23 protein-coding genes are annotated in these 23336 nt (G+C 35.7%); all 23 read right to left on the reverse strand.

Annotated elements, in window-relative coordinates:
- Nucleotides 1-18: 18 nt before the first annotated feature.
- A complete protein-coding gene (locus tag D9842_RS11055; RefSeq protein WP_121662581.1) occupies nucleotides 19-1287 on the reverse strand; it encodes a tetratricopeptide repeat protein in 1269 nt (422 codons plus the stop codon).
- A gap of 62 nt (nucleotides 1288-1349) precedes the next feature.
- Nucleotides 1350-2267 carry a hypothetical protein gene (locus D9842_RS11060; protein ID WP_162987405.1) on the reverse strand — a complete coding sequence of 306 codons (918 nt, stop codon included), beginning with the start codon at nucleotides 2265-2267 and terminating at the stop codon, nucleotides 1350-1352.
- A gap of 254 nt (nucleotides 2268-2521) precedes the next feature.
- A complete protein-coding gene (gene aroA, locus D9842_RS11065) occupies nucleotides 2522-3817 on the reverse strand; it encodes a 3-phosphoshikimate 1-carboxyvinyltransferase (protein WP_121662583.1) in 1296 nt (431 codons plus the stop codon).
- A gap of 113 nt (nucleotides 3818-3930) precedes the next feature.
- A complete protein-coding gene (locus D9842_RS11070) occupies nucleotides 3931-5034 on the reverse strand; it encodes a prephenate dehydrogenase (protein WP_121662584.1) in 1104 nt (367 codons plus the stop codon).
- Nucleotides 5035-5152: 118 nt separating this feature from the next.
- On the reverse strand, nucleotides 5153-6235 hold the full coding sequence (gene hisC / locus D9842_RS11075; RefSeq protein WP_121662585.1) for a histidinol-phosphate transaminase: 1083 nt from the start codon (nucleotides 6233-6235) through the stop codon (nucleotides 5153-5155).
- Between the two features lie 166 nt (nucleotides 6236-6401).
- Entirely contained in the window at nucleotides 6402-7196 is a 795-nt protein-coding gene (trpA, locus tag D9842_RS11080) for a tryptophan synthase subunit alpha (protein ID WP_121662586.1), read from the reverse strand.
- On the reverse strand, nucleotides 7193-8389 hold the full coding sequence (trpB, locus tag D9842_RS11085; protein ID WP_121662587.1) for a tryptophan synthase subunit beta: 1197 nt from the start codon (nucleotides 8387-8389) through the stop codon (nucleotides 7193-7195). Before trpB ends, trpA begins: the two co-directional genes overlap by 4 nt.
- Nucleotides 8373-9023 (reverse strand): phosphoribosylanthranilate isomerase, encoded by a 651-nt coding sequence (locus D9842_RS11090; protein ID WP_121662588.1) that lies wholly within the window; start codon nucleotides 9021-9023, stop codon nucleotides 8373-8375. The genes trpB and D9842_RS11090 overlap by 17 nt, the downstream gene beginning before the upstream one ends.
- Nucleotides 9016-9780, reverse strand: coding sequence for an indole-3-glycerol phosphate synthase TrpC (gene trpC / locus D9842_RS11095; RefSeq protein WP_121662589.1), 765 nt, complete (start codon nucleotides 9778-9780; stop codon nucleotides 9016-9018). The genes D9842_RS11090 and trpC overlap by 8 nt, the downstream gene beginning before the upstream one ends.
- A complete protein-coding gene (trpD, locus tag D9842_RS11100) occupies nucleotides 9773-10792 on the reverse strand; it encodes an anthranilate phosphoribosyltransferase (protein WP_121662590.1) in 1020 nt (339 codons plus the stop codon). The genes trpC and trpD overlap by 8 nt, the downstream gene beginning before the upstream one ends.
- Nucleotides 10761-12302 carry an anthranilate synthase component I gene (gene trpE / locus D9842_RS11105; protein WP_121662591.1) on the reverse strand — a complete coding sequence of 514 codons (1542 nt, stop codon included), beginning with the start codon at nucleotides 12300-12302 and terminating at the stop codon, nucleotides 10761-10763. The genes trpD and trpE overlap by 32 nt, the downstream gene beginning before the upstream one ends.
- A gap of 385 nt (nucleotides 12303-12687) precedes the next feature.
- A complete protein-coding gene (aroH, locus tag D9842_RS11110; RefSeq protein ID WP_121662592.1) occupies nucleotides 12688-13053 on the reverse strand; it encodes a chorismate mutase in 366 nt (121 codons plus the stop codon).
- Complete coding sequence (gene aroB, locus D9842_RS11115; protein ID WP_121662593.1) at nucleotides 13050-14141, reverse strand: 3-dehydroquinate synthase; 1092 nt, start codon at nucleotides 14139-14141, stop codon at nucleotides 13050-13052. Before aroB ends, aroH begins: the two co-directional genes overlap by 4 nt.
- Nucleotides 14141-15313: a chorismate synthase gene (gene aroC, locus D9842_RS11120; RefSeq protein WP_121662594.1), complete on the reverse strand. Its 1173-nt coding sequence runs from the start codon at nucleotides 15311-15313 to the stop codon at nucleotides 14141-14143. The genes aroB and aroC overlap by 1 nt, the downstream gene beginning before the upstream one ends.
- A 78-nt stretch (nucleotides 15314-15391) precedes the next feature.
- Complete coding sequence (locus tag D9842_RS11125) at nucleotides 15392-16168, reverse strand: CheR family methyltransferase (protein WP_121662595.1); 777 nt, start codon at nucleotides 16166-16168, stop codon at nucleotides 15392-15394.
- Nucleotides 16169-16451: 283 nt separating this feature from the next.
- Complete coding sequence (gene ndk, locus D9842_RS11130; protein WP_121662596.1) at nucleotides 16452-16898, reverse strand: nucleoside-diphosphate kinase; 447 nt, start codon at nucleotides 16896-16898, stop codon at nucleotides 16452-16454.
- 110 nt (nucleotides 16899-17008) lie between these two features.
- Nucleotides 17009-17971, reverse strand: a complete 963-nt coding sequence (gene hepT / locus D9842_RS11135) for a heptaprenyl diphosphate synthase component II (RefSeq protein WP_121662597.1) — start codon at nucleotides 17969-17971, stop codon at nucleotides 17009-17011.
- Nucleotides 17972-18113: 142 nt separating this feature from the next.
- Entirely contained in the window at nucleotides 18114-18830 is a 717-nt protein-coding gene (locus D9842_RS11140; protein WP_121662598.1) for a demethylmenaquinone methyltransferase, read from the reverse strand.
- A gap of 3 nt (nucleotides 18831-18833) precedes the next feature.
- On the reverse strand, nucleotides 18834-19619 hold the full coding sequence (locus D9842_RS11145; protein ID WP_121662599.1) for a heptaprenyl diphosphate synthase component 1: 786 nt from the start codon (nucleotides 19617-19619) through the stop codon (nucleotides 18834-18836).
- A 282-nt stretch (nucleotides 19620-19901) separates the two neighbouring features.
- On the reverse strand, nucleotides 19902-20126 hold the full coding sequence (gene mtrB / locus D9842_RS11150; protein ID WP_121662600.1) for a trp RNA-binding attenuation protein MtrB: 225 nt from the start codon (nucleotides 20124-20126) through the stop codon (nucleotides 19902-19904).
- A gap of 104 nt (nucleotides 20127-20230) precedes the next feature.
- Nucleotides 20231-20797: a GTP cyclohydrolase I FolE gene (gene folE / locus D9842_RS11155; protein WP_121662601.1), complete on the reverse strand. Its 567-nt coding sequence runs from the start codon at nucleotides 20795-20797 to the stop codon at nucleotides 20231-20233.
- 169 nt (nucleotides 20798-20966) lie between these two features.
- Nucleotides 20967-21245: a non-specific DNA-binding protein Hbs gene (gene hbs, locus D9842_RS11160; RefSeq protein WP_034332307.1), complete on the reverse strand. Its 279-nt coding sequence runs from the start codon at nucleotides 21243-21245 to the stop codon at nucleotides 20967-20969.
- Between the two features lie 480 nt (nucleotides 21246-21725).
- Nucleotides 21726-23204, reverse strand: a complete 1479-nt coding sequence (spoIVA, locus tag D9842_RS11165; RefSeq protein WP_121662602.1) for a stage IV sporulation protein A — start codon at nucleotides 23202-23204, stop codon at nucleotides 21726-21728.
- Between the last annotated feature and the right edge of the window lie 132 nt (nucleotides 23205-23336).

The raw sequence follows: 23336 nt of genomic DNA on the forward strand, positions 1-23336 counted from the left end.
AAATCCTTCTCATTTCCATTAAAACTCATCTTCTAATTGTAGCAAAATCTCACCGTATTCGACATTTGAAGGATCTTGCTTTAACAATTCCTTAAAAATAATCTTCGCTTTTTCTCTTAAACCTTCTTCTAATAGGAAGTACCCATATTCCTGTAAAAAATCTCGTTGTTCCTTGAAAAAATTATATGCAAGTTGATAATGGTTTAATGCCTGTGTATACTCTTCTTTTTGATGGAAAGCTCGTGCTAAATTCCATTCAAACTGTGGGTCTTCTTCTCCATATCGTTTACTTTCATTTATAAGGTCAATTACATCATCATATCTTTCGTCTTGAAGAAAAATATGTGACAGTGTAATTGCAGCCTCAATATGTCCAGGATCGATAGCAAGAGATTCACGTAATAATCGTTCAGCCTCTTCCATTTGACCAGATTTTATGGCTACTTTTCCTCCATATAAGAAAAGGTCTTTATTATACTCATCTACCTTTATTCCTTCTTGTACAGTTTCTAAGCTTTCTTGTAATAATTCTTCATGCTCATAAGCTTTCGCTAAGTATAAATATAAAGATGTATAATATGGATCGGCTTCTTTTAGTGCAAGGAATTGTTGAATAGCAGTTTTGTAAAACCCTCCTTGAAAAGCTGTAAAGCCATATCCAAAAAGAGTATCTGCATCTTCCTGTATGTCTATTGCTTCCTTATAATGCTCCATGGCATCCTCAAATTCCCCATTTGCGCTTAAACACTCTGCCAACCTTTGATGAATAATAACGCCCGAAACTGTATTATGTTCGTTTACAAGCATTTCGAAATAAGGAATTGCTTGCTTGTACTTGCCTTGATGAAAATAAAGTTCTCCAAGAGCAAAATCAAGAATAGGTTCCTGGGGTAATAACAGTTTAGCTTCTTTTAGCTTTTGTTCACTTACTTCTGCTAGCCCTTGCATTTGATACAAGTCTGCCAGTAGAAGAAGTGCCTGTGGATATGACTCATTATCGTTCGTGATCGTGTTAAGTAAATCAATGGCTTCTTCTTCTTTTTCTAAATCTATTTTTAGTTCAGCTAAAAACAAGGTTACTTGTGTTTCCTCGGGATAAAGGAAATGAAGTTCTTCAACCATTTCATGTGCACGGTCGACAATCCCCCATTGATAATATTGATCAGCTAAATGCAGTTTTTCCTCATCATGCAGAGTAGGTGTTATATTTTCTAATAAGTTTAATCCTTCTTCAGTTTGACCCTTATTTACAAGATTTATTGCTTCGTTTAATACTTGGTTAAACATACATTTTCCTTTCTCTTCTAACAATGGTTTATTTATTTTATATACTCAATCTTTATCATACATCAAAAGGAAGCAGTTTGTGGTATAAAACGACCTGAGATCGGGATAAAACATTCTTCCCCGGTGCCAGGTTGGAAGGTGATGTCACCATTAACATTTATGATCTTGCCATGATGTGATGTAAATGCTGGAGAATTCAGTTCATGATTTAACATTGGCTTCCCATTAGGATGATCGTTCATTTCATCTAATAGATACAGATTATAATTGAGCTGTCCGCCTACGCGAATATCACCTTTCTCAGGATATACTCCCAATCTCATCAAAACATTCTTAGAAAGGGGCACCCCAGGCTCTAAACAGGTATCCGTGGATGAAAGGCGATTTTCTTTCATTTGTTTTGCCCATTCCTGCAACAGTTTTTGTTTTTTATAAGTCGTTAATTCCTCATCCGCTATATAAGGGATAAGCGTTATTGGATTTGAAAACATAGCATCTCTTATCCAACCCCATGACTTTAAATCTAGCTTATCACCTTTGCCCAGTTCAACAAAAATAATGGATATACTTTGTTGTTTACACTTTCTAATAAGTGATGGGGAAAGAGTTTTTAATGAAAGCTTAACTCCAATATAGTAATCGATTGGCGAGTTAATCATAAGATGCCTTCTTTGCTTTAATTTTGACAACAATTCCTTTTCATAATCAATATCTACCACTGTGAGAAGAGTTGTGCAGCCTTTTGCTAAGTACCGCATAAATGTACGTTTGAATTCTTTAAATGGAAGTAGTGAATGAAGAGAAAAATCCAGCATAACATAGCCAGGGGTTAACAAATAAGAACTTAAATCCATCCTTACAAACTTTATGTTATCCATAGAATGACGCATAAACTCAATTTTGTCTTGATTGATTAACAAAGATGTTTTTTCAATAGAATCGTTTTTCAACAACTTTACTTTGTCCATGATATAACACACGATAAGGCGTCCCTCCTTCCATCTCCTTAAGACAAGCTATGATGAAAAATAAGCATTTATTCACATTGTTTTAACTTGATGAAAACGCCTTAAAAGGATAGTAAGAAAGATTATAAACTAAAAAAAAGAGAAGGTTTCAACAGCTTGGTCTGAGGAGTACGGGCACCTCCACTAAAAACCTAAAAACCAATGTCAGATTTTTATTGAGCCAAAAAAAAGAGATTGCCTTTGTAATAAAAAGCAATCTCATTTCCTTATTTACTTAAACCAGTTAAATGATCAAAAAAGTTAGGATAAGAAACGTCGATTGACTCTGCATTTAATAGTTCAATCGGCTCTTCCGTTATACAAGACGCAATTGCAAGCATCATACCAATTCGGTGGTCACCATGACTTGAAACTGTTGCATTTCCCTGTAAGTTTGTTTTGCCAGTAATTATCATTCCATCGTCAGTAGCTTTTATTGTAGCTCCTATTTTTGTCAACTCACCTACAACTGTATCAATGCGATTTGTTTCTTTAACTTTAAGCTCACTTGCATCCTTAATAATCGTTTCTCCCTCAGCTTGAGTTGCTAACAAGGCGATAACAGGAATTTCGTCTATTAATTTTGGAATTAAATCACCACTAATGGTAGTTCCCTTTAGAGAAGATGTTTTTATTTTAATATCAGCTACAGGCTCAAACGTTTCTTCTGTGCTTGGAATGATTTCCATTGTAGCCCCCATCATTTCTAAAACATCTAGAATACCTGTTCTTGTAGGATTGATTCCAACGTTCTTCAAAAGAATTTCACTGTTCGGAACAATTGCACCAGCTACTAGGAAAAATGCCGCTGAAGAAATATCACCTGGTACAAAAATATTCGTTGCTTGTAAAGTTTGTCCACCACGAACGGTTGCAGATCTTTCATCTTCCTTTACATCAACTCCGAAAGCTCGTAACATCCTTTCCGTATGATCTCTTGATTTATGTGGTTCAGTTACCGTTGTTTCTTCACCGTCTGTGTTTAATCCTGCTAAAAGAATGGCAGATTTAACTTGTGCACTCGCAACAGGAGACTCAAATTGAATACCTTTTAGGCTACCACCCCTAATTGAAATAGGAGTATATTGACCATTTTCTCTTCCATCAATGTTTGCACCCATCATTGATAGAGGTTTTGTTACTCTCGACATTGGTCTTTTAGCAATTGATTCATCCCCTATAATACATGAATGAAACGGAGTCCCTGCTAAAATCCCCATCATTAATCTAGTTGTTGTTCCAGAGTTACCAACATCTAAAATATCAGATGGTTCTTGTAAACCATCCAGCCCCTTTCCTTCGACTGTAACAAGGTCTTTTGATACATCAATTGATACACCCATTTTCTTAAAACAAGAAACCGTACTTAGGCAATCTGCACCCATTAGAAAGTTTGTAATTTCGGTTTTTCCGTTAGCAATAGCTCCGAACATAACAGCTCGGTGTGAAATAGATTTATCACCTGGAATGTTAATTGAGCCAGTTAAACTAGTGACTTTTGATAATCTTTGAACTTCTGACATAATTCCACCTCTTCGATTATTAGAAAAACTATGACAACACCTTAGCTTTTTTAGCCCTGTCATCCATAAAAACTTGTAATTAAAGATCATACAGATAATATTTTTCTTAGATCCTACATAATAAATGTTTCATAAGCACAATACTTGTTAATACAGTCAATCGCTAGTTCACGATCTCGTTCTGTTTGAAAGCTTAACCTTAATACCCCATATATTTCTTCACGTGTTTCAATAATTCGTATATTCGTTAAACTGATCTTTTCTTTTGCCAAATATCCAGTTATCTCAGAAATAACCCCGGGATAATCAGGTACATCAACAAATAAATCATAAAATGACGGAATAGCTCCCTTTTGCTTCTCTGGTAGACCATCTCGATACTTCTTTGCATATTGAAAATATGAAAATAAATTATCAGCTTCCTCATTTGCAACAAACTCTTTTACACGCTCCATCTCTGAGATCCATTCATCAAATAGGTGTAATAAAGGTTCTTTATTATGGAGAAGAATATCACGCCACATCGAAGGACTACTTGAGGCAATTCTCGTTATATCTCGAAACCCTCCAGCAGCTAGCCTCTTAACAAGTGGAAATTGCTCTTCATGATTTTTAGCCTGATAAACAAGACTCGCAGCAACAATATGGGGAAAATGACTAATTACACCGGTAACTTCATCATGTTCATTTGGCGTCATTTCAATGAAATTAGCTTTCGTTCCTTCAAGAACACTTTTTAATAAATCAACATCGTTCTGGGTTACATATTGGGAAGGAGTTAATATGTAAAAAGCATTCTCGAACAAATGTGGTTTTGCTGCTAATATTCCTGATTTATGAGAGCCAGCCATAGGATGACCGCCGATAAACTTAATTTTTCCATTTAAATGCTGATTTGCACATTCAACAATTTTCACTTTGGTACTTCCGACATCAGTTACAATAACATCTTTCTTCAGTTGTTCTGATTTTAATTGCTCAATAATTTGAGTTGTTTGTTGAACAGGAGTTGAGAGAAAAATCATATCAACCGATGATAGATCCGGGAAAAGCTTAGTGGCGATTTCATCAATGGCCCCAATCCTTTTCGCTAGATTAGCCTGATCTTCATTTATGTCAAAACCTAATATATGTATTGAAGGATCTTTTTGCTTAATTGATAATGCTATTGAGCCCCCAATTAATCCAAGACCTATTATATACACTTTTTTTACCATAAAATATCACCTTTTTGTCCTATCATAAATTGAGGCTATATATCATTACCTATGAAAGAAGGTACTAATAATATGAGGATCAAATCTATCATATAAATTAGTACCCTTAAGATAAAGTTTATTGAACAAATTCCCTTAACGCTTCAATAATTTCTTCGTTTTGTTGACGATCTCCAACAGTGATCCGTAGGTGGGTAGGAAACCCAAGAGCATTTCCGGACCTTACGATATATCCCTTTTTCAGTAATGCATTAAAAACTTCGTCAGAATCTCGATTAAAGTCAATTAAAATGAAGTTACCTTCAGAAGGATAATATGGAAGCTTTAGTTCCTCACAGAAACGGTAGAATTGCTGTAATCCTTCCTTATTTTTCCCCCTACATTCTTCCACAAACTCAGCATCATCTAAAGCTGCAATAGCGGCCACCTGAGCAACTCTGCTTGTATTAAAAGGTTCCCTAGCCGGCTCAATTTTTTGGATTAATTCTGCATTTGCAATGCCATAACCAATTCTTAAGGATGCTAAGCCATAAGCTTTTGAGAATGTACGTAAAATCATTAAGTTAGGATAGTCATTAATGAATTCAACAGTTTCTGGATAATCTTCTGCTAAAACATATTCATAGTAGGCTTCATCTACTACAACAAGCACATGTTTAGGCACTTTATTTAAGAAATTAAGTAAACTGTTTTTAGTAACATATGTACCTGTAGGGTTATTTGGTGTACAAACCCATACAACCGTTGTCTTTTCATCTATTTGCAGTAGCATATTTTCTAGATCATGATTACCATCTACTAATGGGACCTCACGGATTTCAGATCCTTCAATTACAGCATTATGCTTATATTGAGGGAATGTTGGTGTGGCCATTACAGTATTAGTATCTGGGCTTAATAGAGCTCTACAAATAATTTGAACAACTTCATCTGACCCATTCCCAAATATTAATTCTTGTTCTTTGACACCTACGTGAGCCGCTAGTTTTGTACGAAGTTCAGCACTATATCCATCTGGATAAATCGCAAGCTGATTTAATTCATCTACAATAGCTTGTTTAGCCTTAGGAGAACAACCATATGGGTTTTCATTAGAAGCAAGCTTCACAACTTTTGTTAAATTATATTCTTTTTTTACTTCTTCCATTGGTTTTCCTGGCTGATAAGGCTTAAGACTTAATAATTGTTCTTTTACACGCATAAATTACACCTCTTTTAAATAGAGGCTTCGTTAAACTTTAAGAATGAATACTAAATTTCTCTTGTATTTAAATCCATAAGTTTAACTTAGCCCTTAATAAGTAAACATTTCTAATGTTTATTATCATAAAGTTTCATTTCATCTAAAGCAATTAAAATTTTGCTTATCATTGCGAAACAAAGGTACGTGCAAAATTCTTAAATTCTTCTACAGCATCTCTTCGTGTATTCTCATCTATTAAAGAAGGTTGAAGTCGTTCAATTTCTCGAACTAAAGCACTCCCAACAACAACTCCATCACACATATGAGCTAGCTGCTCTACCTGTTCCCTTGAGGAAACACCAAACCCTACAGCAACAGGAACTTTACTATGCTTTCTTACTTCCTCTAGAAAGGATGCAATAGAATCATCAAAATTTTTGCGTACTCCTGTAACGCCTAATGATGAAACACAATAAATAAAACCTTCTGCTGCCTCTGCAATCATTTTAATTCTACTAGAAGAAGTTGGAGCTACTAGAGAGATAAATGGAATAGAATACTCCTTACATTTTTCTCGAAGTTCCTCACTTTCTTCAAAAGGAATATCTGGAATTAATAAACCGTCTATCGTGTTTTCCCGCAGTAAAGCGAAAAAGGATTCCTGATCTAATTGTAACACAGGATTATAATACGTAAATAGAATTATTGGAATATTCAACCCTTTTTTTCGCATTTCAGGCACAAGTTTGATTGCTTTTACAATATTCATACCATTTTTTAGTGATCGACTTGAGGCCTTCTGAATGACAGGGCCATCTGCAACAGGGTCCGAGTATGGTATCCCTAATTCAATTGCCGATGCTCCAGCTTCTTGTAAGGCAAGGGCTAAATCGATTGTTGCCTCAGAATTTGGATCTCCTGCAGTTATAAATGGAATGAATAATTGATTATTTATAGGTTGCTTAAATAGGGCTGTCATGCTTTTCCAACCTCCTTATAATGAGACATTAATGTGTGGACATCTTTATCTCCCCGACCGGATAAACAAATTAAGATGCTTTCCTCATTACCCATGTTTTTAGCATGTTCGAAAGCTGCTGAAAGGGCATGCGCTGACTCAATTGCTGCTAAAATCCCTTCTTCACGTGCTAAAAATTCTAATGCGTCTAGCGCTTCCTGATCTGTCACACTTTCATATTTAACGCGCCCTGTATTAGCTAAGTGTGCATGCTCAGGACCTATTCCAGGATAATCGAGTCCGGCTGAGATGGAATAAGGTTCCGTTATTTGTCCATATTCATCTTGCAGTAGATAGGTTAATGAACCGTGAAGGACACCCCTTGTTCCTTTTGTAATTGTGGCTGCATGCATATCAGTTTCAACACCTTTTCCTGCAGCCTCAACACCTACTAATTCTACGTCTTCAGGTATAAAAGCAGCGAACATTCCAATTGCATTACTTCCACCACCAACACAAGCTATTACTTTAGTTGGTAGACTGCCTTCAATATGATAGAATTGATCCTTTGCTTCATCCCCTATTACCCTTTGAAACTCTCTCACAATATATGGATAAGGATGTGGACCAACCACTGAGCCTATAATGTAAAAATGATCTTCACAATGCTGTACCCAATATCTCATCGCTTCATTTGTAGCATCTTTTAACGTTTTGTTTCCGCTTGTCACTGGAATTACTTCAGCTCCTAAAAGCTGCATACGAAAAACATTTAATTCCTGACGGCGAACATCTTCTTCCCCCATAAACACTTTACATTCCATTCCAAATTTTGCAGCAACAGTTGCTGTTGCAACACCATGTTGACCAGCACCCGTCTCGGCAATCACCTTAGTTTTTCCCATACGCTTTGCTAAAAGAACCTGGCCAATGGCATTATTAATTTTATGAGCTCCCGTATGATTCAAATCCTCACGCTTTAGATATACTTTTGCTCCACCTAATTTTCTTGTTATATTTCCTGCAAAAGTGACCGTTGTTGGTCTGCCAGAGTATTCTTTTAATAAGTATGAATATTCCTCTAAAAAGCTTGGATCTTGCATTGCTTCTTTATGTGCTTGTTCAATTTCAGCTAATGGACTCATTAATGTTTCTGGCACAAAGCGACCTCCGAAATCGCCGTAACGTCCATTTTTATCAGGATATATGTTCATGTTGTAACACCCTTTCCTCTATCAGTCTAATCTTTTCTTTACTTTTTTTTCGGTCAACTTCAATGCCACTAGATAGATCAATAGCCTGTGGATGATAGTTTAAGAGATTAGAAATATTCTCTTCATTAACACCGCCTGCAATAAAACAAATTTTATTATATTTTGCAGCAAATTCAAGGTAAACAGGTACCGCATCCCAGTCAAAACTAACACCAGTACCTCCCCATTGACCCTTCGTTCTTGAATCTACAACAAATCCATCAACTAACTCTACATACTTTTTCATTTCTTCTAAAGTATGGTCATGATGGTGAAGAGCTTTCCAAATAAAACCTGGATATATCTCACGGACTTGATTAATTTGTTCGATTGTCTCATTTCCATGGAATTGAATCACATCAACTGGAACATGTTTTAAAACAGAATGAACTTCTTCTACAGTAGGATTTACGAATACAGCAGCGACTTTCTTCTTTGTATTAACTTCTTTTAACCATTGTCCAACCAAATGTGGATTAACTTTTCTTTTACTTTCTGCAAAAATGAATCCAATGTATTGAGCAATAGAATCTGAGACTACTTGAAGATCTTCAAGACTTTGGACTCCACAAAATTTCAATGCGATCTTAGACATTAAGACTCTCTCCAAATAATTGTTGTACAGCCAACGTTTGATTTTCTTTTCTCATTAACGACTCTCCTACTAGTACAGCTTTAGCTCCGTACTGTTTCACTAAATCTAAATCCTCCTTTGTATAAATTCCACTCTCACTTACCAGTAAAGTTTCTTCTGGAATTGAAGAAGCCATTCCTTCTAATTGTTGAATATTCGTTTCAAATGTTTTTAGGTTTCGGTTATTTACTCCAAGTATTTTTGGAGTAATAACATTTAAAACTTGCTCTAAGTTATGCTGGTCATGCACTTCTACTAAGACATCCAATCCTAATTCATAAGAATATTGATAAAGATCTTTTAACACAGCGGGTTCAAGAGCTTCACTTATTAATAATACCGCATCAGCACCTATCCGTTTCGCTTCATCAATTTGGATAGAATCGATAATAAAGTCTTTTCTCAAAACAGGTAAATTTACAGTTTTCTTGATAGCAGTTAAGTACTCTCGTTTACCTTGAAAGTAAGGAGAATCTGTCAAAACGGATAAACAATCTGCTCCTCCTTTTTCATATGCAAGAGCAATTTCCACTGGATCAAAGTTTTCCTTAATTAAACCCTTTGATGGCGATGCTTTTTTCACTTCAGCAATTAATGCCATATCCCTGTTAGAGGAAATTAGGGCCTCAAGAAAAGAGTGATTTGGTAAGCCTTCATCTTCCGGCAGAATCAAATTTTTAACTTCTTCTTTTTTTGTTTCAATTATATTTTCAAGCATAATTTTCCTCCTGCTGATGCTGCAATGATTTTAATTGCTTTAAAGCTGTACCATTTTTAATCGCTTCTTTAGCATATAACACGCCCATATCTAATGATTGAACATGATTTGCAACATAAAGGGCTGCACCTGCATTTAAAGCCACAATATTCTCTGCACTTTCTGGTGCTTCACCTCTAAATATTTTTTCGATAAGCTCTGCACTATCATCTGAATTTTGGACCTGTATCTCATCCATAACACCTTCTACAAGTCCAACATCAGTTGGATGAAGAACGTATCTGGATATATGTCCATTTTTAAGCTCTACGACATCAGTTGCTGTTGTTATAGATATTTCATCCAAGCCGTCACGTCCTGTAACGAGTAAAACATGCTCTGCGCCTAACCGTTTTAACGCTTCTGCCATTTTTTCTGCATAATTCGTAGAAAAAACACCAATTATTTGACGTTTTGCATTTGCTGGATTTGATAATGGACCAAGTAGATTAAAAACAGTCCGAAACCCAATTTCTTTACGAGGATTCACTGCATGCTTCATTGAAGAATGAAACATAGGTGCAAATAAAAAGCTCATGTTTTTTTCGTCTAAGCTTTTTACCGCTTCCTCCTTTGATGTTTGAATATTAACGCCTAGTTTCTCAAGAACATCTGCACTTCCACTTTTAGAAGAAACAGCACGATTTCCGTGTTTTGCTACCTTCACCTTTAATGAGGATGCAACGATTGCTGCTGCAGTTGAGATATTAAAGGTTGAGGAGCCGTCTCCACCAGTACCACAGGTGTCTACAATATCAAAATCATAGTTAATAGAAGACATGTGTTTTTTCATTGATTTTGTAAAGCCAACCAATTCATCAACCGTTTCGCCTCTTAGACGCATAATGGACACTAAACTTGCGATTTGACTAGGTGTTGCTTGACCAGACATGATCGAATTCATTACTTCCTCAGCCTGCTCCTCAGTCAAAGTATGACCCTCAATACACGTTGCTAGAAGTTCTTTCATCACGTTTCTCCTCCTCAGAAAAGACTTTTTCAGCCAATTGGATTGCTTTCAACATAGCGCTCGCTTTATTACATGTTTCCTTCCATTCAAGTTCAGGTACACTATCCACAACGATCCCTGCACCAGCTTGAACATAGGCTACATTATTTTTGACTGTAATCGTTCGGATCGTAATACAAGAGTCTACATTTCCATCAAAACCAACGTAGGCAACACAACCTGCATAACTTCCTCTCGCTGTCGGTTCTAATTCTTGAATAATTTGCATAGCTCGTATTTTCGGAGCCCCTGAAACAGTTCCAGCAGGAAACGAAGATAATAATGCATCCATTGGATGTACTTCTTCTTTTAATTGAGCCGTAACCTTTGAAATTAGGTGCATCACGTGTGAAAAACGACCAACTTCCATTAACGTAGGAGTTTTAACTGTTCCGTATTCAGCAACTCTACCTAAATCATTTCGTGCCAAATCAACCAGCATATAATGCTCTGCTCTTTCCTTTTCATCATTCTTTAATTCTTCTTCGAAAAATAAGTCTTCTTCAACAGTTTTTCCTCTTCTTCTTGTCCCGGCAATTGGATGAATTTCAAGATGTTTATTTTGAATATAAATAAGTCTTTCAGGAGAACTGCCGACAAGCTCTGTGTCATTAATTCGAATATAAAATAAATATGGTGAGGGATTTACAATACGTAAAATTCGGTAAAGTGAAAAACCGTCTGTTGAAATTGGAATTTCAAACCTTTGTGATAGTACCCCTTGAAAAATATCCCCTGCACGAATGTATTCTTTTACCTTCTCAACATCTTCTAAAAACTTGCCTTTTTCATAGTTTGATTGAATTTCATCAAAATTGACATCAAATGAATCCGAAACTGCTAGTGGTAAATGCTCTGATTGAGGTTTTTGTTTTAGCATGCTTTCAAATTTGTTCAGCTTTGCTTCAGCTAGTTGATACGTAGCCTTTAACCTTGACTCATCTTCGGTACCATTTACTCTTTCGTAGTGAATAAAATAAAGCTGTTTTTCTTGATGATCAAACGCAATAACCGTTTCACAAACAAAAAACATACAATTTTGCTGGTTTAAATCATTCGTTTCATGCTTTTCAACTTTTTCAATTATAGAAACTGTGTCATATCCAATATATCCTACGGCTCCCCCAACAAAAGGTATCTCTAAATCTGGTAACTTAATAGCTAAATGATCTTGGAGTTGTTTAAAGGTTGTTGTAATAGAATTTGATTTTGATATCGTTTTTCTTTGTTCGTTCAGAATAGAAAACTCTCCGTGGTTTTCTTCAATAAATAAAAATGGATTTAAACCAATAAATGAATATCTGGACCAGCTAGATTCTGAGTCCTTACTCTCAAGTAAATAAACAGCCTCTTCTTTAAAAAGTTGAAATAATTGAATTGGCGTGAACGTATCCACGATATATTTTTTTACGATGGGGATGGTGCGATAATGCTTGCTATCTTCACAAAAAGTGGAAAAAGAAGAAAAATTCATAGTAACTCACTCCTCCAATATGTTTTGGAGAACGAGTATTTAGGAGGTTATTAAAGGTTGAAGATTATTAAGCACTTATCTCTTGACATATATACTTAAACAAGGCTAAGGAATTGTTAAAATTAAACTAACAACAAAACCTTCGCAAGCTATATGAATGAAAATAAAAACCCAAAAACACGATGGTTTTTGGGTAGACTTGTGCCTTTACGAAAAAAACCTCAGCTAAACTTGACTCATTCTCTACTACCCTAAACTATTTAACTCTACTCATCTAATTAATCATAATCTTCTACATTATGTTATTATAACTTTCTCTTTACTGTCAAGAATGATATAACACTGTTCCAAATTTTCTAACTACTTTTAAGGGAGCCATACACTGTTAGGACTTTGATAAATCTGGTCTTAACACTGTCGCACCTTCTAAATAAGCATGAAAAATTTGTTCTTGCTTTATAGGTGTTTCTACTGTCATCATAATTCTTATACATTTTTCAAGGCTTCCTGGAACTGGTATTTCTTGCATACACATGACCGGTACATAGACCCAACCTTCAAAATTTCTTAATGCTTTTGCAGGAAATGTTGATGTCAAATCATGTGTTACCGTTATAAGGACCTGTGCGACGTTCTCAGGATCTACATTGTTTTTTTGGATCATTTCTTGTAACAGTTTTTCTGTTGCATCAATAACATGACGCTCATTATCTTCACCGACTGTTATTGCTCCTCGGATTCCCCTAATCAACGCTTTCCCCCCGTTCCTGCTCTCCACTCGTCAAGTAAGGAATGTAGCTCCTCTTTGCTGAAAGTTGCAGAAGTTGTTTCTCCAATACGTTCTAATAAAATCATTTTAATTTGATTAGATTTAGTTTTTTTATCTTTAACCATTTTGGCTATTAATTGCTCGGTTGCATATGAATCAGGGACCTCTACTGGATAACCTATCGTATCAAACCATGTTTTTAACTCACGGTATGGCAAGTCTGCTTGTAATAATTTATTACTTAACCAGGTAGCAAATAACATCCCTACTGCTACGCAGTCTCCATGTGAAAGCTTTCCATAGCCAGCCTCTGCCTCAACTGCATGACCTAGAGTATGGCCAAAATTCAAAATTTCACGTAAACCTAATTCTCTTTCATCCTTTGTTACAACATCTGCTTTGATTTGAATACCTTCAAGTATCATTCGTTGTAACCTTTCAGTTGTGATGTCTTTTAACTGTTGTATTTCGTTAACCAAAAATTGATAGAATGATTCACTTTTAATAAGAGAATGTTTTATAACCTCCGCAAATCCAGATCGCAATTCTGTTACAGGCAGACTTTGTAGAAACTGACTATCATATACTACCGCTTTAGGCTGATAAAAAGCCCCAATCATATTTTTTCCTTCAGGATGATTGATTGCTACTTTTCCACCAACAGCACTATCATGTGCTAACAGCGTTGTTGGTACTTGTATATAAGGAATTCCTCTCATATAAGTTGCTGCAACAAAACCTGTTAAATCACCTACTACTCCTCCACCAAACGCAATAACAACAGATTTACGATCTAATTGCTGCTTTAATGCAAAGGTTTGTACTTCATAAAAAACATTAAAAGACTTAGCCTCTTCTCCGCTATTAATAACATATTTACTAGTTGTGTACATAGGTCTAATCTTGTCTAGTAAGAGCTCACCATATAAACGATCAACATTTGTATCTGTCACAACAAGTACTTTAGAGGGTTCCAGATTTTCTAGTAATCCTAAGAGTTCATTTATTGCACCTTCACCGACAATAACTGGATAAGTTGAGTCTTGTGTATGGATGACAATTGACTTCATTAGAAATCCCTCGAATATTTTCGCATTTCTTCAACATTTTCTTTAATAAGATCCATACGATCCAAACCAAACTGTTCAACAATCGCGTTTGCGATCTCCCAAGCTACAACAGCTTCCGCAACAACACTTGCTGCTGGCACTGCACAGCTATCAGAGCGTTCAATACTAGCTGTGAAAGGTTCTTTTGTATCAATATCAACACTTTGTAATGGTTTATATAGTGTTGGAATTGGCTTCATAACTCCTCGAACTACAACAGGCATTCCAGTTGTCATTCCGCCTTCAAAACCACCTAATCTATTTGTTCTTCTTGTGTAGCCTTCTTCCTCATTCCACAGTATCTCATCATGGACTTGACTTCCAAACTTACGAGCTGCTTCAAACCCTATACCAAATTCAACACCTTTAAATGCATTAATGCTCACGATGGCACCTGCAATTTTGCTATCAAGCTTGCGATCATAATGAACATAACTGCCTATTCCAGCAGGTAAGCCCTCAACAACAACTTCAACAATTCCTCCAATAGAATCTCCATTTTCTTTAGCATTGTCAATTGCTTCCATCATTTTCGTTTCAGCTTCACGGTCATAACATCTAACTGGTGACTCTTCTGTTACGGCTAATAAATCATCAATATCTTGATATTCTTTGTTCTCTGCTCTAACTCCGCCTATCTCAAGGACATGACCTACCACTTTAATCCCTAATTCAGCTAGAATTTGTTTAGCTAACGAACCAACTGCCACTCGAACTGTTGTTTCACGAGCAGAGGAACGCTCTAATACATTTCTCATATCTCTATGTCCATATTTCATAGCACCAATTAAATCTGCATGGCCTGGACGAGGACGAGTTATTTGGCGTTTTACCTCCTGCTCTTCTTCTGGAGTTATTGGTTCCGCACCCATAATTTTTGTCCAATGCTTCCAATCTTTATTCTCAACAACAAGGGAGATTGGTGATCCTAACGCTTTCCCGTGTCTTACTCCACCTAAAATTTGAACTTGATCTTTTTCAATTTGCATTCTTCTTCCGCGGCCATACCCTTTTTGTCTTCGTGCTAAATCGATGTTAATAGCTTCCGCAGTTAAATTTAAACCTGATGGAACACCTTCGACTATTGCAGTTAATTGTGGCCCGTGAGATTCTCCAGCTGTTAAATATCTCATTTGTTCTCTCTCCCTTCAACGCACTAACGCTTTTAAGTACAAATATATCATAAGTTACATGAAAAAAATAGCAAGTTTTTACTTCTTTTGATAAAAAAATGTATCTACTGAAGTAAAGTTAAAACGGTCTGCATTAAAAATCTGCTCGGTGCTTCCAACAAAGAACACTCCATTAGGCTTTAATGCGTTGCTAAATTTCATATATAATACCTCTTTAGCTTCTTCTGTAAAGTAAATCAATACATTTCGACAGACAATTAAATCAAAATTTGAATCAAATGGATCTGATAATAAATTTTGTTTTTTAAATGTCACTGTTTTTTTTATATCCTCGTTCACGATATAATTTGTTCCTTCTTTCTTGAAATACTTCCGCTTTATATCGTCAGGTACCTCATTTAAGGAACGTTCAGGATAAATCCCGAGTTTAGCCCTTGCAATGACATTTTCGTCAATGTCAGTTGCCAGAACCTTTACTTTAGAAAGAGGAAGTAACTTAGAAAGAATCATCGCAATTGTATATGGTTCTTCACCTGTGGAGCATGCAGCACTCCACACTTTCAAATTAGCATTCTTTTCTAATAGTTTGGGAAGAATTTTTTCTTCAAGCACCTGCCATCTTTTATAGTTACGGTAGAATTCTGAAACATTTATTGTCATTCGGTCTAAGAACTCAAAGTAAAGTTCGTTTTGTTTACTAATTCCGCCATAAAATTCTGAGAAGCTTGAAAATCCCCTCTTTTCATAAAGTGAAATTAATCTTCTTTTCATTTGAGCCTCTTTGTAAAGAGAAAGATCAATTCCTGATTTTTCCTTGATGTTTTTAATAAACAGTTCGTAATCCTGATCAACCATGGGTCAACTCTCCTATTACATTTCCTTTTAACTAGTAGATGTTTGAAGGTCGTTCTAATAAATAAGGGATTACTATATCTAACACCCTGTAATCACCATAATGGTTCTCTATTAAAACTTTATGATTTCAAATACCTTAGAAATAAGAATAATAATTTATAGTATAGCTTAAAATTCAAAGAATTTGCTCAATTTTTAAAGAAAAGTGTTGAAACTTGTCATTTATTTGATTTTCTCTCTTAGTGTATATAAAAAGAAGCTGGCATATGCCAGCTTCCCCATATTAATAAATCCAACTATTTAATGTCTTATCATATTCCACTAGTTCATTGTCTTGGAAAAAAAGTGAGATTTCTCGTTCTGCGCTTTCAGGTGAATCTGAGCCGTGAATTATGTTCTTGCTAACAAACATCGTATAATCTCCTCTTATTGTTCCAGGTTCAGCATCTTTTGGGTTTGTTTTCCCCATCATTTTTCTTGATAACTCAATAACGTTTTCACCTTGCCAAACCATGGCAAAGACTGGTCCAGAAGTAATAAATTGAACTAGTTCTTCGTAAAAGGGTTTTCCTTTATGTTCTCCATAGTGCTTTTCAGCAAGTTCAACAGGAATGGTCATTAATTTCGCACCAGCCAACTGAAAGCCCTTTCTTTCAAATCTACCGACAATTTCCCCTATAAGTTGTCGTTGTACCCCATCAGGTTTAACCATTAAAAATGTTTTTTCCATAATAACATCTCCACCCCATAGAAATTTATGTATAGGCTTTCATACCCCAAAAAAATAATATCATGAGAGGTAATATATTTCAATCATGGGATGGAGAATTTTAGAAAAGATTAAAATTTTCTTTTTCCAATATATTTTGCAATACTTTGAAGAGTCGATCGCGCCCGATTTTTAGGTAATTCCTCCAATATACGAAATGCCTTTTGAAGATATTTTTCACTAACTTGTGCAGATTTCTCTATCACCTCGGAATTTAATATTTTTTCTAGAATCGGTTCCATATCCACTGGAGTTGTTTTCATTGAAATTTTTTCTATTTCTCTTTTCATTGTAGGATCTTCAAGAGCAAATAGTACTGGTAACGTGATATTCCCTTGTAATAAGTCACTTCCTACTGGTTTACCTAATTCTTCCGCAGTCGAAGTGAAATCTAAAATATCATCAGTTATTTGAAATGACATCCCTACATAATAACCAAACCAATAGAGCTTGCGATGTACATCTTCTGAAGCGCCTGTCGAAACTGCTCCTAATTGACAACTAACGGCAATTAACAATGCCGTTTTCCTCTTAATACGTCTTAAATAGGTTCTTAGTGTTTGATCAAACTGATACTTATCTTTTATTTGCTCAATTTCTCCTAAACATACGTCAACAATGGCTTGAGACAAGATTTTATGAGCCAAAGGATCCTCAATGTTTGTCATTACTTCTAATGAACGTGCTAAAAGATAGTCACCTGTATACATAGCAATACGATTATCATATCTGGATTTAACAGTAGGTTTGCCTCTTCTTAATTCTGCATCATCTATCACATCATCATGTACGAGAGATGCCATATGTATTGTCTCAAGTGCAACAGCTACATGCTTTGCTCGCTCTATGTCATAGTTACCAAACATTGCTGAAAGCAAGACAAAAACAGGACGAATTCGCTTCCCTCCTGCTTGCAGCAACTCCAGATTTGCTTGTCTTAAAAGAGGATACTCTGAAACAGTAGTCTTCTCAAGCTCTTTTTCAATTATTGTTAGATCATTATTTAAAAATGAATACATTGCTTTTAATTTCATACGTTTTCACCTTAAACCCTGAGTTAATGAATTCCTAACTTCCACACTTCCACCATATATAAATAGGAATGACCACTATGTTAAAAGAGAAGCAATATTACTCACATTTCTTTAAACATAAAAGTGGTCATGCCATCTATTTTTAATTATTTTCTTTTGCCTTGACTCCTAAATGCATAGCAGCAACTCCGCCGGTAAAAGCTTTGACTTCAACTTGTTTAAAGCCTGCTGTTTGAAACATTTTTGCTAATTCAACCATTCCAGGGAAATCTCGTGCTGATTCTTGTAACCAAGAATATTCTTTATAGCTCTTAGCAAATACCTTCCCAAAAATAGGCATAATATAACGAAAATAAATCGTGAAAAATTGTTTAAAAATCGGTAAGGTAGGTTGGGAGGTTTCTAAACATACTGCTTTTCCACCCGGCTTTAAGACACGGTTCATTTCCTGTAACACTTGCATATAATCTGGTACATTTCTTAGTCCAAACCCAATCGTGACAAAATCAAATGAATTGTCTTCAAATGGAAGTTTCATCGCATTCCCATGAATAAGGTTAACATTTTGTAAACCAAGGTCTATAATCTTTTGTTGACCAATTTTAAGCATATTTTGACTAAAGTCAAGACCGGTGACACTGCCATTTGGTCCTACTGCCTCTGATAGTGCTATGCTCCAATCAGCTGTGCCACAACAAACATCAAGAGCTTTTTGACCTGGTTTAACGTTCATCCGTTTCATTGTTTCTTTTCTCCAAGCCTTATGGCGCTGAAAGCTTATTACAGAGTTCATTTGATCGTAATTTTGATAAATTTTCTCAAATACCCCATGCACTCTTTCTTCTTTAGACTGATTCATATATTACAAACCTTCTTCCACTGTCTTATTATCATGTAGTAGTGCTTCGTGAAAACGAATTGTATGAAGACGTTCTATCAACAGACTTTTTAAAGAAGGAGCCTTTTGGAATCCTTTATCAAGTAGTGATGCAGTTTTCTCGAAGTACAAATTACATGCTTCTGTTAAAAAGTGAATAGAAAATGACGGTTTTTTAACAGAATGATCACAACCTCCATCTTGTACTAACTGAAATTTCTCATGAGATAGTCTTTTATATGTTAAGAATTGAGTACTGAGCATGTTATAAAAGTCAAGTTTAAAATGATCAGCTACTCGTTGAAAAAGACTTGTTTCAACTACTTGAAGACTATCTATAGATGAACTCATTTTTCCTTCATCATGATAATAAAGTCTTATTTTATGTTCATTGATTTCCTTAATAGCCAAGGCTAATGTTCGAACCATCTTAATATCCTTAACTTCTGATAGTAATAAATAATATAATCCGCTAAAATAATCACCTGCAAGAACAGTTAACTGTCTTTGTACAAATTCTCCAGGTTCGATAGCAGTCTTTGTCGAAACATCATCATGTGTATCAAGGGCAATCTGAACAAGCATAGCTGTCACTATATAGCTTTCTTTTAGGTTCTCCGAAAGATCTATCTCATCAAAAATTGCATAAAAAAGTAGCAATTTATCTTCGTCGATTGTAGGTGAAGGTAAATGTTTTGCTAAATAGGGATGTGAAAGTTTCTCCTCTAGTGCTGTTTTTAATTTTGCTAAATGTACTTCGATGTCCTGCAAATAAATCACCCTTGTCCCCAAAATAACATTCTATCTCTAATTTAATTCATGCATTGTTTCTTAAACTAAAACATAGTACTGCCTAATCTAGAAAAGGGGACATATGCATACTTTCTCACTCCACTTTTCTAATACTGCTTATCAATGTTACTTTATATATTATATATCATTTTTAAGAAGAAATTTAAGCATGTACCATTATACCACAATTATGGGTAATTGTTATTTTTTGATATGTAAACTTAAACTCCGTTAAACGCAAAGAAAAGCAGGAGAACCTGCTTATTTACGAGAATCACTCTCTATTTCACCAATTCCAGTTTGAATTTGCGCTTTACCTCTTATTTTGATTGCTGATGTATGCTCAGTAAATTGAGCAATCATCACTTCACCTTTATCTAGTTTCTCCGAATGATGGAAACGTGTATCAGAACCCCTTGTCAGCCCGATAACATGAACACCATCTTCAATTGCTTTAATCACAACGAAGTCATTTTTTTGATTCATCCCTGCACCTGCCTATTTACAGAATGTTGTCCTACCTATCATACCATTCCTGTTAAGTAAAACCTATTAATATGTTTTTGCTTCCAACCTGTATTTATAGATATTTATCCTTTAATCAAAGATAGTACCTCTGCTCTGGATGCTTCATCCTTTCGGAAAACCCCTCTTACAGCAGACGTAACCGTTTGAGCTCCAGGTTTTTTTATCCCTCTCATTGTCATACACATATGCTCGGCTTCAACAACGACCATTACTCCGTGTGGATCAAGTGATTCATTAATACTATCAGCTATGGTCGATGTAATCCGCTCCTGTAATTGTGGTCGTTTCGCTACTGCCTCTACTGCACGTGCAAGCTTACTCAACCCTGTCACTTTTCCACCTTTAGGTATATATGATACATGAGCTTTTCCATAGAAAGGCACGAGGTGGTGTTCACACATTGAATAAAACGGGATATCCTTTACTAATACAAGCTCTTCGTGATCTTCCCCAAAAATCGTTTGAAAATGTTCAGATGGATCTTCATTTAACCCACTGAATACCTCAGCATACATTTTCGCCACTCGCTTTGGTGTATCTATTAAGCCCTCGCGATTAGGATCTTCCCCTACCGCTTCAAGAATCAATTTAACAGCGTGTTCAATCTGTTCAAAATTAACTTCACCCATTTTGGGACCTCCTGGACATTCATTTGTAGAGATTCTAGCATAATTAAAGGATGAAAAGCAAAGTGGATTAACTTAGAGGAATTGGTTTATTTCCAAATGAAAAGCCCCTTAAATAAGGGGCTCTGTGAAGAAAGCTTGTATGTAATAGTAATTACATGACAAATTAAACTTATTTTCCTGCTACTGCATCTTTAAGTGCTTTACCTGGTTTGAAAGCAGGCACCTTGCTTGCAGCAATTTCAATCTCTTCACCAGTTTGTGGGTTACGACCTTTTCGAGCCGCACGCTCACGAACTTCAAAGTTACCGAAACCGATAAGTTGTACTTTATCACCGTCTTTTAGTGCATCTAAAATTGTATCGAAAACAGCATCAACTGCTTTAGTTGCGTCTTTTTTAGATAACTCACTAGCTTCTGCTACTGCGTTGATAAGTTCTGTTTTATTCATGCCTTTCACCTCCTCCCAAAGGGATGGAACTCTTATTAGTCTTCATTTCTTCACAGTTTTGATTAATTGTATACATGATATCGTGATATTACTATCAACACGCTTATCTTATACGATTTTTCTACATATTTCAATGATTTTCATCACGAATATTGGTTATTTAGGAAGAATCGACCAATAGAGAAAACAATTTCTTTAAAAAGATTAACACAATCATTCAAGTGAATCAAGCAATTACCGAATAAAAAAACCACTTATATCAAGGATTTACGCTTTTTTCGCGAACGTACGTTTCAACACAAGGCAATTTATGACATTTTTTTGTAGTGTTACTTTTCTTAAAATATTTTCAGTAGAGAAAATGTAGGACATCAGAGGCTTATATAAACCTAAATATCTTCACATATCACCTATATACAGGATGTTAGAGTATTTTTCTATGGAAACAAAAAAAGACCTCTTAGAATAGAGGTCAAATCTTTATAATATGATGGCAATTAAACCGCCAGAGCCTTCATTGATAATTCTTTCTAATGTTTCTTTTAGCTTGTAACGAGCATTTTCAGGCATTAATGATAATTTTGCTTGTATACCTTCTCGTACAATTGAACTTAAACTGCGTCCGAAAATATCCGAATTCCAGATAGAAAGTGGATTATCTTCAAAGTCTTGCATAAGGTATCTAACAAGTTCTTCTGACTGTTTTTCTGTGCCTATAATTGGCGCAAATTCTGATTCAACATCCACCTTGATCATATGAATGGAAGGTGCAACAGCTTTTAAGCGAACTCCGAATCTAGAACCTTGACGAATAATTTCAGGCTCATCAAGACTCATATCCGCAAGGGCTGGCGCAGCAATACCATAACCTGTTTGTTTCACCATTCGGAGTGCATCAGAAACTTGATCATATTCTGCCTTCGCATAAGCAAAGTCTTGCATTAGCTGAAGCAAATGATCCTTACCTCGAATTTCAACCCCTACAACTTCTTTAAGGATTTGATCATAAAGATCATCTGGAGCATATAAGTCAATCTCGGCAATTCCTTGCCCCATTTCGATACCAGCCAAGCTTGCTCTATTAATAAAGTCATACTCGCTGAATTGACCTACAACACGGTCTACATCACGTAACCTCTTAATATCTTTAACTGTATCTTTAACAGCCTCTTGATAGCTTTGTCTTAACCAATGATCTTCTCTTAATACCATTACCCAGCTTGGAAGATTTACATTTACCTCAAGTACAGGGAACTCATATAGTGATTCTCTTAGAACACTCATGACATCTGTTTCTCTCATGCTTTCAACACTCATTGCGAGAACAGGAATATCATATTTTTCATTTAATTCTTGGCGAAGGGCTTCTGTTTCTGGGTGATGAGGATGAACCGTATTAATAATCATAATAAACGGCTTTCCTACTTCTTTTAACTCTTCAATAACTCTAGCTTCAGCTTCTAAGTAATCATGGCGTGGAATGTCACCGATGGAACCATCTGTCGTAATGACACATCCTAGTGTTGAATGTTCTTGAATAACTTTACGTGTACCAATTTCTGCTGCTTCATGAAAAGGTATTGGCTCTTCATACCATGGAGTGTTGATCATGCGAGGACCATTTTCATCCTCATACCCTTTTGCTCCTGGAACTGTGTAACCTACACAATCTACTAATCTAATATTGACATCAAGCCCCTCATCTACATGGATAGAAACTGCTTGATTCGGGACAAATTTCGGCTCAGTAGTCATAATTGTTTTACCAGCTGCACTTTGTGGTAATTCATCTTGAGCTCTAGCTTTGTCAGATTCATTGTCAATGTTAGGTAGTACGACTAATTCCATGAACTTTTTAATAAAAGTAGATTTACCTGTTCTAACTGCACCAACTACTCCTAAATATATATCGCCACCAGTTCGTTCAGCGATATCCTTGAAAATATCTACTTTTTCCAAGTGATCCCCTCCCGATCATACAATATTGGGATAAAGCTTATCCGTTTTCTTATAGGACACTATATATGTATGACATTGTCCTATTTATTTATGACTTTGTTTCTAAATTTTTTTAGGTATTCACCAAATTAG

It is taken from the genome of Metabacillus litoralis, assembly GCF_003667825.1.
Lineage (GTDB): Bacteria > Bacillota > Bacilli > Bacillales > Bacillaceae > Metabacillus > Metabacillus litoralis_B.